Source organism: Streptomyces sp. DSM 120436 (assembly GCF_055778765.1).
This window is the reverse complement of record NZ_JBSKBS010000001.1, coordinates 1,038,173-1,051,549: the sequence shown is the minus strand read 5'-3', so window position 1 is coordinate 1,051,549 and position 13,377 is coordinate 1,038,173. Positions and strand designations below refer to the sequence as shown.

Sequence of the window (13,377 nt, the reverse complement as noted above, 5' to 3'; positions counted from 1 at the left end):
TGAGCTAGACAAGGCAATGATTCGGTAAAGACCGTCCTCGACGGCGCCCCCCGGAAATGGGAACGCGGCGTTCCGACGTTGACGCCGCCGAGGGCCGTACGCCCCCACTCAGCCGTGCTCGCAGCGAGGAGGAACGCCACGTGAGCCACTACATCGCGAGGCTCGGGCGGCGCTCCCCCGCCACCCCGTCGCGGCTGCGGCTGCACCGCAGGCCCCGCCGCGTGGCGATGCTCTCCGTGCACACCTCGCCGCTGCACCAGCCGGGCACCGGCGACGCGGGCGGCATGAACGTCTACATCGTGGAGCTGGCCCAGCGCCTCGCCGCGATCGACATCGAGGTGGAGATCTTCACCCGGGCCACCACGGCCGCCCTCCCGCCCGTCGTCGAGCTCGCCCCCGGCGTGCTCGTCCGGCACGTCGACGCGGGCCCCTACGAGGGACTGGCCAAGGAGGACCTGCCCGCCCAGCTCTGCGCCTTCACCCACGGGGTGATGCAGGCCTGGGCCGGACACCGCCCCGGCCACTACGACCTGGTCCACTCGCACTACTGGCTCTCCGGCCACGTCGGCTGGCTGGCCGCCCAGCGCTGGGGCGTCCCCCTGGTGCACGCCATGCACACCATGGCCAAGGTCAAGAACGCCAACCTCGCCGACGGCGACACGCCCGAGCCCGCCGCCCGCGTGATCGGCGAGACCCAGATCGTCTCCGCCGCCGACCGGCTGATCGCCAACACCGCCGAGGAGGCCGGCGAACTCGTCCACCACTACGCCGCCGACCCCGGCAAGGTCGCCGTCGTCCACCCCGGCGTGAACCTCGGCCGCTTCCGCCCCGCCGACGGCCGCGCCGCCGCCCGCGCCCGCCTGGGCCTGCCCCAGGACGCGCTGATCCCGCTCTTCGCCGGCCGCATCCAGCCCCTCAAGGCCCCCGACGTGCTGCTGCGCGCGGTGGCCGTGCTGCTCGCCGACCGCCCCGAGCTGCGCTCCCGCGTCTGCGTGCCCGTGGTCGGCGGCCCCAGCGGCAGCGGCCTCGCCAAGCCGGAAGGGCTGCAGAAGCTCGCCGCCCGGCTCGGCATCGCCGACGTGGTCCACTTCCACCCGCCGGTCGGGCAGGAGGAGCTCGCGGACTGGTTCCGCGCCGCGTCCGTGCTGGTCATGCCGTCGTACAGCGAGTCGTTCGGGCTGGTCGCCATAGAGGCGCAGGCCTCCGGCACCCCCGTGCTCGCCGCCGCGGTCGGCGGCCTCCCGGTCGCCGTGCGCGACGGGGAGACCGGCTTCCTGATCCAGGGCCACGACCCGGCCGCCTACGCGCGCGTGCTGCGGGACCTCGCCGACCGGCCGGAGCTCGCCGCCCGGATGGGCGAGGCCGCGGCCCGGCACGCCCAGTCGTTCGGCTGGGACACCTCGGCCGCCGCCACCGCCGACGTGTACACGGCCGCGACCCAGGCCCACCGCCGTCACGTACGCTCCCACCATGGCTGACACGGAAGCGGAGCGGCGGGCGGCCCAGGTCGTCGAGGACGTGCTGGAGGACGCCGAACTGGAGTGGGAGAGCCCGGCCCCCGGCACCTACGTGGTGACCCTGCCCGGCACCCGGAAACTGTCCACGACGGTCTCCCTGATCGTCGGCCGGCACACCCTCTCCCTCAACGCCTTCGTCATCCGCCACCCCGACGAGAACGAGGCCGGCGTCCACCGCTGGCTGCTGGAACGCAACCTCAAGCTGTTCGGCGTGAGTTACGCCGTCGACCCGCTCGGCGACATCTACGTCACCGGCCGCCTGCCGCTGCCCGCGGTCACCCCGAAGGAGCTCGACCGCCTGCTCGGGCAGGTCCTGGAGGCCGCCGACGGCAGCTTCAACACCCTGCTGGAACTGGGCTTCGCCTCCGCGATCCGCAAGGAGTACGCCTGGCGCGTGTCCCGCGGCGAGTCCACCCGCAACCTGGACGCCTTCACCCACCTGCTGCAGCGGCCCTCGGCCGACTGACCACCCCAGGGCCGCGTCCTCCGCCACGGGCACGCACCTCGCCCGCCGGACCGGTGAGCCCGGCGGCCGCACCCCGGTGGGGGTCCGAACGGGCGCGCGAGGACAGGCTGTTAGCCTGCCGCGATCCGGGCCCTGGACACAGGGGTCCCATGCATAAGAGGACGTGCATGCGCACAGGCAGATCCGCCCTGGCGGCGGTGCTCGGCGGAACGATCGCCCTCGGGGCGCTGACCGCTCAGCCCGCCCAGGCCGCCGACACCGGCATCAGAGTGTCGAAGGTGGTCGTGAACAACGGCAGGCCCATGGTCGTGGGCACGACCGAGACGAAGTACCCGACGATCAGTTACCGGGTGACCTGGCCCGCCGGGTACACCATCGGCACCGCGACGACCACCCCGTTCATGTACCACGGGACCACGGCGGCCAAGGCCTTCGAGGGCCCGGGCGGCCAGCTCATCCAGCACGACATGATCCGCTGCTACGAGGACGGCCCGCGTGCCGCGAACTGCGAGGGCGAGCTGCGCATCCGGCCCCGCGAGAGCCTCGACTCGGCCAAGGACGCCACGACGTGGAAGCTGGCGTTCGTCACCTTCCTGCACAAGAAGGGCGGGACCACGAGCTGGGGGTACCTGAACAGCTCGGGCACCCTCCAGGTCAAGCGGGCCGCCCGGGCCACGGTCAACGCCTCCCCGGAGCCGGTGGCCAAGAACAAGACGCTCACCGTCACGGGCAAGCTGACGCGCGCCGACTGGGCGAAGCGCGCCTACTCCGGCTACGGCAACGTGTCGGCCAGGCTCCAGTTCCGCAAGGCGGGCGCCACCGCCTACACGACGGTCAAGACGGTGCGGGCGAACTCCAGCGGGTCCTTGAAGACCACGGTGAAGGCGACCGCGGACGGCTCCTGGCGCTGGACGTTCGGCCAGACGGCCACGACGGGCGGCGCGACGTCGGCGGCTGACCACGTCGACGTGAGGTGACCGCGACCGCTCCGCCGTCCGGCCGGACCTCGCGGTCGGCTCCGGACGGCGGGGCGGTCCGTCACCGGTGGTCCGCGTGTCCAGGCCCCCGGCCTGGTTCCTCAGGGGCGTTCACCGCTCCGGTACCGCCCCGGCGTGACCCCCACCAGCCGGCGGAAGTGCCGGGTGAGATGGGCCTGGTCGTAGAACCCGGCGGCGGCCGCGACGTCGCTCGGCGGCCACCCCTCCAGCAGCAGCCGCCGCGCCCGCCCGACCCGCCTGGACATCAGGTACTGGTGCGGCGGGATGCCGTACGCGGTGCTGAACGCCCGTACCAGGTGGGCGGGGTGGGCGGACAGCTCGGCGCCCGCCTCCGCCAGCGTCAGCCCGTCGGCCACCCGCGCGTCGAGCAACTCCCGCAGCCACCTGGCGAGTACGGGGTCCGGGCGGGGCGCGGCCGTCTCCCGTGACCGCAGATGCGCGCGCAGCCGCTCCCCGACCAGCGTCAGCCTGCTCTCCGCCTCCAGTTCGTCCCCGGGCCGCACCAGCGCGGAGTGCACCTGGCCGACGCGCCTGCGCAGCAGGGGATCGCGCAGGTCGGGGCGGTCGACGGCGGCGCCGATGAGGTCGTCGCCCAGCCGGCTGGAGTCCAGGTACAGCACCCGCTTGCGGAAGCCCTCGGCCGTGGCCGGCTCGCCGTTGTGCGGGACGTGCGGTGGCAGCAGGGTCACGGTGTCGTCCGGGGTGCCGTGCTCGTGCCGGTCCAGGTCGTACCGCACGGCGCCGGAGTCGACGATCAGCAGCGTCCAGGCGTCGTGGACGTGCATCGGATAGGCGTACTCGGTGAACCGGGCGTGGAACACCTCGACGACACCGGGGACGGAGGGCCGCCAGGCGGAGACGCTCGCCGACGGCGCTGCCGGCGCTGGTTCCGGGGGCGGGGCTGCCGGGGCGGGCATGCAAACAACGTACAAGACCGGGGACGGCCCCGGGCGGCAGTCTCACGGCATGAGCACGAGCACCCGTTTCGACACGAAGATCGCCGTCCTGCTGCGTGAGGACCTGGAGCCCTGGCAGTGCCTCAACGTCACCGCGTTCCTGGTCAGCGGCCTGGGCACGCAGGTCCCCGAGCTGATCGGGCAGCCCTACGAGGACGCGGACGGCATGCCCTACCTGCCGATGTTCCGCCAGCCGGTGCTGGTCCTCCAGGGCGCCAAGGAGGTCCTGAAAGCGGCTCACGATCGGGCCCTGAGCCGCGCCCTGCCGCGCGCGGTCTTCACCTCCGACCTCTTCGCGACCGGCCACGACGAGGCCAACCGCGCGGCCGTCCGCGCGGTCCGCACGAGCGACCTCGACCTGGTCGGCCTCGCCGTCCACGGCCCGCGCAACGCGGTGGACAAGGCGCTGAAGGGGGCGCGGATGCATCCGTGAGGACGGGGCGCGAGGCACACCGCACACCGCACGACGACCGACGGCCGACGGCGGCCGGCTCCGGCAGCCGCCCGCGCACTCCGGGCCCACCGCCCCGTCCCGCCCGCCCTGCGCACGGGTGGGCGGGACGGGGCGGCGGCCGGGCGGGGACCGGACCCGGCGCGTCCGCGTACGCTTCCTCCGTGCCCGCACCCCGTCCGCATCGCGTCGCCGTCCTGGTGCTCGAGGGCGCGAAGCCGCTCGACGTCGGGATCCCCGCGCAGGTCTTCACGACCCGCGCGAGCATGCCGTACGAGGTGCGGGTGTGCGGGGCGGCGCCCGGCCTGGTGACCGGCGGAGACGGTCTCGCGTACGCCGTCTCGCACGGGCTCGACGCGCTGGAGTGGGCCGACATCGTCTTCGTGCCCGGGTACCGCTTCCCCGACCGTGAGGACCCGCCGCCGGCCGTCGTCGACGCGCTGATCGCCGCGCACGAGCGGGGTGCGCGGCTCGCCGCGATCTCGACGGGCGCGTTCGCGCTGGCCGCCACGGGGCTGCTGGACGGGCGGCGCGCCACCACGCACTGGCACTACACGCGCGCCCTCATGGCCCGGTACCCGCACGTCAGGGTCGACGAGAACGTGCTGTTCGTCGACGAGGGCAGCGTGCTCACCTCGGCGGGCGCCGCCTCCGGGATCGACCTGTGCCTGCACATCCTGCGCGGCGACCTCGGGGTGGCCGCGTCCAACCACGCGGCCCGGCGGCTGGTCGCGGCCCCGTACCGCAGCGGGGGCCAGGCGCAGTACGTGCCGCGCAGCGTGCCCGAGCCGCTGGGCGAGCGGTTCGCCGCGACGCGGGAGTGGGCGCTGCACCGGCTGGGCGAGCCCCTCACGCTGGAGGTGCTGGCGCGGCGGGCGGGGGTCTCGCCCCGCACCTTCTCCCGGCGGTTCGTCGAGGAGACCGGGTACACGCCGATGCAGTGGGTGATGCGGGCCCGCATCGACCTGGCCCGTGAGCTGCTGGAACGCTCGCAGCGCAGCGTCGAGCAGATCGCCGCCGACACCGGCCTCGGTACCGGCGCGAATCTGCGGCTGCACTTTCAGCGGATCCTCGGCACGACGCCGAGCGAGTACCGGCGCACGTTCACGCGCGGCGAGTGATCAGCAGGGTATGAGGGCCGCTGGCAGGATCCTTGTGAACCATGGCGATCCCGCCACTGTCAGCGGCGTGATGGGCGCGCGAGTCTGGGTGGCGAGAGGAAGGGACACCACTCATGACTCGCATCGCCATCAACGGATTCGGCCGCATCGGACGCAATGTGCTGCGCGCCCTGCTGGAGCGCGACACCGGCCTGGAGGTCGTCGCCGTCAACGACCTGACCGAGCCGGCCGCCCTCGCCCGGCTGCTTGCCTTCGACAGCACCGCGGGACGCCTCGGGCGCCCGGTGAGCATCGACGGCGACACCCTCGTCGTCGACGGCCGCCGGATCAAGGTGCTGGCCGAGCGCGAGCCGGCGCGGCTGCCGTGGGCCGACCTGGGCGTCGACATCGTGCTGGAGGCCACCGGCCGCTTCACCTCGGCCGGGGCCGCCCGCGCCCACCTCGACGCGGGCGCACGGAAGGTCCTGGTCAGCGCGCCCTCGGACGGCGCGGACGTGACGCTGGCGTACGGCGTGAACACCGACGCGTACGACCCGGAGCTGCACACGATCGTCTCCAACGCGTCCTGCACCACCAACGCGCTCGCGCCGCTGGCCGCCGTCCTCGACGACCTGGCCGGCATCGAGCACGGGTTCATGACGACCGTGCACGCCTACACGCAGGAGCAGAACCTCCAGGACGGCCCCCACCGCGACCCGCGCCGCGCCCGTGCCGCCGGCGTGAACATCGTGCCGACCACGACGGGCGCCGCGAAGGCGATCGGCCTGGTGCTGCCGAACCTCGACGGCAAGCTGTCGGGCGACTCGATCCGCGTGCCGGTCCCGGTGGGCTCCGTCGTCGAGCTCAACACGACGGTCTCCCGCGACGTGACGCGCGACGAGGTGCTGGCCGCGTACCGCACGGCGGCCGAGGGCCCGCTGGCCGGGGTCCTGGAGTACTCGGAGGACCCGCTGGTCTCCTCGGACATCACCGGCAACCCGGCGTCGTCCGTCTTCGACTCGGCCCTCACCCGCGTCGACGGCCGCCACATCAAGGTGGTCGCCTGGTATGACAACGAGTGGGGCTTCTCGAACCGGGTGATCGACACGCTGGAGCTGCTGGCGCGGGGCTGACGAACGGGCACCGCGGCAAGGCGTGGCACCGGGTGGCACGCCTTGCCGCGGTGGCGGGCATGAGCGCTCAGCCGGAAATCATCCAGCGGGACTTGCGGAACCGGTCCCGGGAGATCATGGACGCCATACAGAGCGGTCAGTCGTTCACGGTCACTCGTGACGGCCACCCGATCGGTCAGCTCGTCCCGCTGCGGCGGCGCCGTCGCTTCGTCTCCCGCCAGGAGTTCGCCCCGATGTCGAGGACGGCTTCGGCCATCGACATCGACACCTTCCGCGCCGACCAGGACGCCACGGCGGACACCTACCCGGACGACCTCTATGCGCGCTGACCACCCGACGTACGGGCAGGGGCTCCTCGACACCGACATCGTGATCCTGCGGCGCTGGGCCGACCCCGAGGAACCGCCGGACGAGAGGGCGATCACCGCCCTCACCCTGGCCGAGCTGTCCGCCGGCCCGCACGAGGTCCGCCGCAACGACGAGCAGAGCCTCTACGAGGAGCACGTCGAACGCGCCCGCAGGCTGGACGTCCTCCAGCGCGCCGAGAACGGGTTCGACCCCATCCCCTTCGGCGCCGGAGCCGCCCGCATCTACGGTCGCATCTGCGCGGCGGTGATCAGCGCGGGCCGCAAGCCGCGCCGCCGGATCGCCGACCTGGTGATCGCCGCCATCGCGGTGGCCGAGGACCTGCCCCTCTTCACCACCCACCCCGACGACTTCAAAGGGCTGGACGACCTCCTCACCGTCGTACCGGTCACCCGTCCGACGGTTCCGCACGAACGCTGAGGTGGACGGTACAGCCTGCTGTACCACGAACAGGGGTGCTTCCCGGCGCGATGCCGAGCCCTCCACTTCCTAGCGTGGGACCACGGAACGGATCCGCGAACTCGACTCAGGAGAAACCGCCATGACGACCACCCACCCCAAGGCGTCCGACGACTCCGCCACCCGCACGACCCTCTGGGCCCTCGTGGCCGTCGGCGGTGTGGCCAACCTCGTCGCGTCCGTCGCCCAGGCCCCCCTCGTGGTGAACCTGACCACGGGCCTCATCACCCTCGCCGCCCTCACGGCCCTGGGCACCCGCCACCTCCGCGCCCGGCGGAACAACGCCTGAGCGGCGTCCGGTGCGAACGGACACCGTGGCCGAACCGCTGCCCCCGACCGCCCCACCCGAGCCCGCGCGCGATCCGCGAGGTGTTCCGTTCCCCGATGGTCAGTCACATGCCATACGCTGCGTTCCCGGCAGCGTCCAACACCCGTCCGGGTGAGGGGGACGCGCGGCCTCTTTCCTCTTCACGTCCGGCGAGTACCGGACTTCTTCCTTGGGGGCACATCACTGTGCGCAGGCGCAGCACCGCGACCGCGACGGCACTCGCGGTCGTCCTCAGTTCCGCGGCTCTGGTGGGGGGCGCGGCAACACCGGCGGCGGCCGATTCCGCGAAGGTCCTTCCGGTGAGCTCGGTCGGCGACATCGTCGTCGACGGGACCCACCAGCGGGTCTACGTCTCCGACCCGACCGGCGGAAAGATCGTCGTCACCGACTACCACGGCACCGTGAGGGCGACGCTCACGGGCCTGTCCGGAGTGTCCGGCCTGGCCGTGTCCGACGACGGCGGCCAGGTGTACGCCGCCGTGACGAAGGGCGACCGGATCGTCTCGGTCGACACCAGCACGTACACGCAGACGGCGAGTCACCTGGTGGGCGCGGCCCCCGGCGACCTGGAGGTGGTGGACGGCCGCGTCTGGTTCGCCCACGGCACCGACTTCGGCTCGCTGGACCTCTCCGGTCCCGAGCCCGTCGTGCACCTCGGCCAGCGGGGCGACGCCGGCTTCTACGGCGCCGACAGCATCCTGGCGTCCGACCCCGCCGTCCCGGGCACCCTGGTGGCCGCCAGCGACAGCCGCTTCGCCGTCTACGACGTCTCGGCCGACGGGGCCGTTCTGCGCGCCAAGGGCTACATGGGCAGCGGCGTGAAGCAGCTGGACCTGACGCCGGACGGCAAGCAGGTCCTCACCTCGTGGGGCCAGGGCGACGGTTACAGCCTCGGTGCCTACTCGACCGCCGACCTCACCGAGCAGCCGGGCTATCCCATCGACGCCTACCCGAACGCCGTGCGCATCGCGCCCGACGGCAGCATCGCGGGCGGCAGCTTCTCCTGGTACGACCCCGACGTCCACATCCACCGCCCCGGTGACCCGGTGCCGGTGCGGGAGTACGACTTCCCCAACACGGGCAACACCAGCGGCGCCGACACCCTCGTGGACGGGGCGCTGGCGTGGGCGCCGGACTCCAGCCGGGTCTTCGCCGTCTCCGTGAACGACTACGGCACCCACACCCTGCGTGCCCTGACCAGCCCCACCAAGGAGCTGCCCGCCCTCAAGGTGTCGGCCCCGGCGAAGGCGGAGCGGGCCAAGAGGCTCACCGTCACCGGCAAACTGACCTCGAGGACGCTCCCGCCGGCCGGGACCGCCCTGAAGGTGACGCGCACGGACGTCGAGTCGCCGAAGGGCAGGGCGCTGGCGTCCGTCAGGACGAAGGCGGACGGCAGCTTCTCCTTCGCGGACACCCCGCCGGCCGGCGGCAAGGTCACCTACAAGGTCACCTGGGCGGGCGACGCCACGCACGCCCCCGCCTCCGGCTCGGACGCCGTGGCGGTCTCGCGCAAGGCGACCTCGCTGACCCTGAACAACAACGGCAAGGTCTACGCGTACGGCAAGAAGGTCACCTTCACGGCGCACCTCGGCACGACCTACAAGAACCGCACCGTCTCGATCTACGCGGACCCCTTCGGCGCCGACAAGCCGAGGAAGCTGCTGAGGACCGGCCGGGTCAACTCCAAGGGCAACCTGTCGGCGACCGTCACCCTGGGCCGTGACACCACCGTCAGCGCGGTCTTCGCCGGCGACGCCCGCTACGCCTCGAAGACCGTGAAGTCCACGGGGTACGCCAGGGTGAGCGTCTCCACCGCCGTCTCCAGGCACTACAAGACGGGCAAGATCGGCTCCACCAGGTACCACTACTTCCGCAAGAACACCGACCCCGTGTTCACCACGACCATGAGCTACTACAAGGGCCGCGCGCAGCGCGTCCAGCTCCAGGTCCGGTACGCGGGCGCCTGGCGCGACACGGCCGCCGAGTACTTCGCCCTGAACAGCAAGGGCAAGTCGGTCGTACGCCTGGAGGCCCCGGGCGAGCCGGGCATCCGCGCCCGCATCCGCTCGTCGTACGTCAACGGCTCCTCGGGCGACTCCGTCAACTCGACGACCCACGGCGCCTGGAAGTACTTCACGTTCACGAAGTGACCCGCGCCGCGAGGCGATGACGACGCCTCCCCCTCCGTGCCGCACGCGGGGGGTGGGAGGCGTCGTCACGTGAGGACCGCGAGTCACCCCGCCCGGTCGAAGTGACGCATCCCGCCCTCGTCCCTGACGGCGGCAGGACCGCGGAGGTGACTCAGCCGCCGGCCCGGGTGCTCGCCGGGCTCGCGTCGAAGTCGTACTCCAGGACGTAGTCGTACTCCAGGACGTACGAGGCGGCGTCCAGTGTCATCCCCGTCCTTCAACGGCATGCGTGAACGGACCTCTTCCCGGAAGTGCGCCGGCTCGTAACCGAGTTCGGCGAGTCTGGGCTGATGCTCTCGGAACCGGTGACCAACGCGATCCTCCAAGGGCGGCCCGAGGGACGTTGCGGCTGCTCGGTCCGGGCGGACCAGGGTGCTGGTCATGGCTTTGGACCAGGACGGCGTGATGCTGCCGCGACTGCGGCCGGGCGTCGTCGCGCGGCGAGGGGTCGCCTTCGGCCTGTGGGGCGTGGTGCCGCTCGTGGTGGCGACTTTGAGCATCAGTGGCCACAGCGACCGACGGGACTTCCTGGCCGGCGTCAGCGTTCTGGGCTTCCTCGGTGCGATCTTCCTCGTGTTCGGTGCCGGTTTCTGGTGGCTCAGTGCGGGGGACATCCGACGTGTGCGGGACTGGCGCACCCTCACGGGGCAGGCCGACTCAGTCACCGTCGTGGGTCCGGTGTTCCTGCGCTCCGGGCTGTGTCTCTTCGTCGTAGGGGCTGCCGCTTCCGGGCTGTACCAACTCGTGGACGCTGCGCCTCACGGCAGCTGGTTGCACAGCCAGAACCTGCCCTCACCAGCAGAACGCGCCCAGGAGGCGCGTAGGAGACTGCCCCACTTCGTCACCGCCAGGGCCGTCGCAGTACTCGCACAGCGGCAACCGGGCACCGGACCCGTACCGTGACGGCCCACAGGCGCCCCGAAGGCGGCAACAAGCCCCCTGCTCGCGGATGACCGCAGGCAGGGGGCTTGTGCGTGGGCGTCTACTTCTTCTTGCCCTGGTTCTTCACAGCCTCGATCGCCGCCGCCGCGGCCTCCGGGTCGAGGTACTTGCCGCCCGGGGTGACCGGCTTGAAGTCGGCGTCGAGCTCGTAGTACAGGGGGATGCCCGTCGGGATGTTGAGGCCCGCGATGTCGGCGTCCGAGATGCCGTCCAGGTGCTTGACCAGGGCTCGGAGGCTGTTGCCGTGGGCGGCGATCAGGACCGTGCGGCCGGTGAGGAGGTCCGGGACGATCGAGTCGAACCAGTACGGCAGCATCCGGACGACGACGTCCTTGAGGCACTCCGTCTGCGGACGCAGCTCCGGCGGGAGGGTCGCGTAGCGCGGGTCGGAGAACTGGGAGTACTCGGCGTCACGGTCGAGCGGCGGCGGCGGGGTGTCGTAGGAGCGGCGCCACAGCATGAACTGCTCCTCGCCGAACTCCGCGAGCGTCTGCGCCTTGTCCTTGCCCTGGAGGGCGCCGTAGTGACGCTCGTTCAGGCGCCAGCTGCGGCTGACCGGGATCCACAGGCGGTCGGCGGACTCCAGCGCGAGCTGGGCCGTGCGGATCGCGCGCTTCTGGAGGGAGGTGTGGAGCACGTCGGGCAGCAGGCCGGCTTCCTTGAGCAGCTCGCCGCCGCGCGTCGCCTCCTTCTCGCCCTTCGGGGTGAGGTTGACGTCCACCCAGCCGGTGAACAGGTTCTTCTCGTTCCACTCGCTCTCGCCGTGGCGGAGGAGGATCAGCTTGTACGGTGCGTCGGCCATGTGCCCGAGCGTAATCGACGCCCCGCGCGGACCGCGCGCCCTGCCCGCCTGGCGGACGGTTGACGGGATCTGTTAATCGAGTGGCCGCCGGGGGCCCCGCCTTCGTAATGTGTGCTCGCTGCAACAGACACTTACACGTCGGCGTCAGCCACGCACACGTCACCCCGGGCCGGGCCCGGGCGCCTTGGGGGGCCACTCATGTCAGTCACCGGAGTCAGACGTGCCCTGCGCGAGTCCGTCTCGGGGCTTCCCCGCGCCTTCTGGTGGCTGTGGGCCAGCACGCTGGTCAACCGGCTCGGCGCCTTCGTCGCCACCTTCATGGCGCTCTACCTCACCCTCGACCGCGGCTACTCCGCCTCCTACGCCGGTCTCGTCGTCGCGCTCCACGGGCTCGGCGGGGTGATCTCCTCCCTCGGCGCCGGCGTCATGACCGACCGGCTCGGGCGGCGGCCCACCCTCCTCGTCGCCCAGACCGCGACCGCGCTGTCCGTCGCCCTGCTCGGCTTCGTCCACCACCCCGTCGCCATCGCGGCCGTCGCCTTCCTCGTCGGCATGGCGTCCAGCGCCTCCCGGCCCGCCGTGCAGGCGATGATGGCGGACATCGTGCGGCCGGAGGACCGTATCCGGGCCTTCTCGCTCAACTACTGGGCCATCAACCTCGGCTTCGCGATCTCCTCCGTGGGCGCCGGGTTCATCGCCGAGGTCAGCTACCTCGCCGGCTTCCTGATCGAGGCCGGGATGACGCTCGTCTGCGCCGTGCTCGTCTTCGTCAAGCTGCCCGAGTCCCGCCCGGAGCAGCAGGCCGCCGGTCCGGGGAAGGAGGCGGAGGAGGCCGTCTCCCTCGGCACCGTGCTGCGCGACGGGCGGTTCATGAGCGTCGTCGGGCTGTCCTTCCTCATCGCCCTCGTCTTCCAGCAGGGCTACCTGGGACTCCCGGTCGCCATGGGCGAGGCCGGCTTCACGCCCGCGGACTTCGGCATGGCCATCGCCGTCAACGGCGTCCTGATCGTCGTCCTCCAGCTGCCCGTCACGCGGCTGATCGAGCACCGCGACCCGCGCCGGCTGCTCGTGGTCTCCTCGCTGCTGGCCGGGTACGGCTTCGGGCTCACCGCCTTCGCCGGGTCGGTCGGGGTCTTCGCCCTCACCGTCTGCGTGTGGACGCTCGCCGAGATCGTCAACGCGCCCACCCAGACCGGCCTCGTCGTACGTCTCTCCCCGGTGCACGGGCGCGGACGCTACCAGGGCATGTACACCTCGTCCTGGGCGGTCGCCGCCCTCGTCGCCCCGCTGATGTCCGGCTTCGTCATCGACCGGTGGGGCGCCGCCTGGCTGTGGGGGACGTGTGCCGTCGTCGGCACGGTGGCCGGTCTCGGGTACGGGCTGCTGATGCGGCGGCTGCCGGAGGAGACCGGCACCGAGCCGGTGAAGCAGCCCACCGGATCAGCGAAGCCGCCCGCCGAGCCGGTGAAGCAGTCCCCCGAGCAAGCGAAGCAACCCACCGGACTGCTGAAGCAGCCCACCGAGCCGATGCCACGGCTCAAAGACACCACCACCCGTGCCGTCCCCGAGAGCAGCGCCTCCTGACCGCCCGCCCCCTGGCCCCCTCCCGGCCCCCCTCACGCCGGAGGCCCCGGCCGCCGTCACCGGCACCGGGGCCTCCGTACGTCCGT

14 protein-coding genes are annotated in these 13,377 nt (G+C 72.3%); 12 read left to right on the top strand and 2 right to left on the bottom strand.

Annotation, left to right across the window (positions count from 1 at the left end):
- The first annotated feature begins 140 nt into the window (after window positions 1–140).
- The 3 genes from mshA (at window position 141) to ACWH4W_RS04730 (ending at window position 2,960) form a co-directional block, all read left to right on the top strand.
- Window positions 141–1,478 carry a D-inositol-3-phosphate glycosyltransferase gene (gene mshA / locus ACWH4W_RS04740; RefSeq protein ID WP_473074578.1) on the top strand — a complete coding sequence of 446 codons (1,338 nt, stop codon included), beginning with the start codon at window positions 141–143 and terminating at the stop codon, window positions 1,476–1,478.
- The gene (locus ACWH4W_RS04735; protein WP_473074577.1) at window positions 1,471–1,983 is read left to right on the top strand and encodes a type III secretion system chaperone family protein; all 513 of its coding nucleotides are present in this window, start codon (window positions 1,471–1,473) and stop codon (window positions 1,981–1,983) included. The genes mshA and ACWH4W_RS04735 overlap by 8 nt, the downstream gene beginning before the upstream one ends.
- A gap of 167 nt (window positions 1,984–2,150) precedes the next feature.
- Complete coding sequence (locus ACWH4W_RS04730; protein WP_473074576.1) at window positions 2,151–2,960, top strand: hypothetical protein; 810 nt, start codon at window positions 2,151–2,153, stop codon at window positions 2,958–2,960.
- A 101-nt stretch (window positions 2,961–3,061) separates the two neighbouring features.
- Here ACWH4W_RS04730 and ACWH4W_RS04725 read toward each other — a convergent pair whose 3' ends face one another.
- Window positions 3,062–3,898 carry a helix-turn-helix transcriptional regulator gene (locus ACWH4W_RS04725; RefSeq protein WP_473074575.1) on the bottom strand — a complete coding sequence of 279 codons (837 nt, stop codon included), beginning with the start codon at window positions 3,896–3,898 and terminating at the stop codon, window positions 3,062–3,064.
- A 49-nt stretch (window positions 3,899–3,947) separates the two neighbouring features.
- Here ACWH4W_RS04725 and ACWH4W_RS04720 point away from each other — a divergent pair, with 49 nt between their 5' ends.
- The 8 genes from ACWH4W_RS04720 to ACWH4W_RS04685 all read left to right on the top strand — a co-directional run bounded on the left by ACWH4W_RS04720 (window position 3,948) and on the right by ACWH4W_RS04685 (window position 10,866).
- Window positions 3,948–4,370 carry a DUF2000 family protein gene (locus ACWH4W_RS04720; RefSeq protein WP_473074574.1) on the top strand — a complete coding sequence of 141 codons (423 nt, stop codon included), beginning with the start codon at window positions 3,948–3,950 and terminating at the stop codon, window positions 4,368–4,370.
- Between the two features lie 182 nt (window positions 4,371–4,552).
- Window positions 4,553–5,509, top strand: coding sequence for a GlxA family transcriptional regulator (locus ACWH4W_RS04715; protein WP_473074573.1), 957 nt, complete (start codon window positions 4,553–4,555; stop codon window positions 5,507–5,509).
- 113 nt (window positions 5,510–5,622) lie between these two features.
- Entirely contained in the window at window positions 5,623–6,621 is a 999-nt protein-coding gene (gene gap, locus ACWH4W_RS04710; RefSeq protein WP_473074572.1) for a type I glyceraldehyde-3-phosphate dehydrogenase, read from the top strand.
- 59 nt (window positions 6,622–6,680) lie between these two features.
- Window positions 6,681–6,950, top strand: a complete 270-nt coding sequence (locus tag ACWH4W_RS04705) for a type II toxin-antitoxin system Phd/YefM family antitoxin (protein ID WP_473074571.1) — start codon at window positions 6,681–6,683, stop codon at window positions 6,948–6,950.
- Complete coding sequence (locus tag ACWH4W_RS04700) at window positions 6,940–7,407, top strand: type II toxin-antitoxin system VapC family toxin (protein ID WP_473074570.1); 468 nt, start codon at window positions 6,940–6,942, stop codon at window positions 7,405–7,407. Before ACWH4W_RS04705 ends, ACWH4W_RS04700 begins: the two co-directional genes overlap by 11 nt.
- Before the next feature lie 121 nt (window positions 7,408–7,528).
- Window positions 7,529–7,735: a hypothetical protein gene (locus ACWH4W_RS04695; RefSeq protein WP_473074569.1), complete on the top strand. Its 207-nt coding sequence runs from the start codon at window positions 7,529–7,531 to the stop codon at window positions 7,733–7,735.
- 338 nt (window positions 7,736–8,073) lie between these two features.
- Window positions 8,074–9,924 (top strand): Ig-like domain repeat protein, encoded by a 1,851-nt coding sequence (locus ACWH4W_RS04690; protein ID WP_473074568.1) that lies wholly within the window; start codon window positions 8,074–8,076, stop codon window positions 9,922–9,924.
- A 420-nt stretch (window positions 9,925–10,344) separates the two neighbouring features.
- A complete protein-coding gene (locus ACWH4W_RS04685; RefSeq protein WP_473074567.1) occupies window positions 10,345–10,866 on the top strand; it encodes a DUF6336 family protein in 522 nt (173 codons plus the stop codon).
- A gap of 79 nt (window positions 10,867–10,945) precedes the next feature.
- Here ACWH4W_RS04685 and ACWH4W_RS04680 read toward each other — a convergent pair whose 3' ends face one another.
- On the bottom strand, window positions 10,946–11,707 hold the full coding sequence (locus tag ACWH4W_RS04680; protein WP_290001631.1) for a phosphoglyceromutase: 762 nt from the start codon (window positions 11,705–11,707) through the stop codon (window positions 10,946–10,948).
- A gap of 198 nt (window positions 11,708–11,905) precedes the next feature.
- Here ACWH4W_RS04680 and ACWH4W_RS04675 point away from each other — a divergent pair, with 198 nt between their 5' ends.
- Window positions 11,906–13,291, top strand: coding sequence for an MDR family MFS transporter (locus ACWH4W_RS04675; protein ID WP_473074566.1), 1,386 nt, complete (start codon window positions 11,906–11,908; stop codon window positions 13,289–13,291).
- Window positions 13,292–13,377 lie beyond the last annotated feature (86 nt).

Bases quoted from the DNA above. Each gene is read 5' to 3' on its own strand.
- ACWH4W_RS04720 (WP_473074574.1), top strand. From the start codon at position 3,948: ATGAGCACGAGCACCCGTTTCGACACGAAGATCGCCGTCCTGCTGCGT.
- gap (WP_473074572.1), top strand. From the start codon at position 5,623: ATGACTCGCATCGCCATCAACGGATTCGGCCGCATCGGACGCAATGTG.
- ACWH4W_RS04680 (WP_290001631.1), bottom strand. From the start codon at position 11,707: ATGGCCGACGCACCGTACAAGCTGATCCTCCTCCGCCACGGCGAGAGC.
- ACWH4W_RS04675 (WP_473074566.1), top strand. From the start codon at position 11,906: ATGTCAGTCACCGGAGTCAGACGTGCCCTGCGCGAGTCCGTCTCGGGG.
- ACWH4W_RS04695 (WP_473074569.1), top strand. From the start codon at position 7,529: ATGACGACCACCCACCCCAAGGCGTCCGACGACTCCGCCACCCGCACG.
- ACWH4W_RS04685 (WP_473074567.1), top strand. From the start codon at position 10,345: ATGGCTTTGGACCAGGACGGCGTGATGCTGCCGCGACTGCGGCCGGGC.
- ACWH4W_RS04700 (WP_473074570.1), top strand. From the start codon at position 6,940: ATGCGCGCTGACCACCCGACGTACGGGCAGGGGCTCCTCGACACCGAC.
- ACWH4W_RS04725 (WP_473074575.1), bottom strand. From the start codon at position 3,898: ATGCCCGCCCCGGCAGCCCCGCCCCCGGAACCAGCGCCGGCAGCGCCG.
- ACWH4W_RS04735 (WP_473074577.1), top strand. From the start codon at position 1,471: ATGGCTGACACGGAAGCGGAGCGGCGGGCGGCCCAGGTCGTCGAGGAC.
- ACWH4W_RS04705 (WP_473074571.1), top strand. From the start codon at position 6,681: ATGAGCGCTCAGCCGGAAATCATCCAGCGGGACTTGCGGAACCGGTCC.
- ACWH4W_RS04730 (WP_473074576.1), top strand. From the start codon at position 2,151: ATGCGCACAGGCAGATCCGCCCTGGCGGCGGTGCTCGGCGGAACGATC.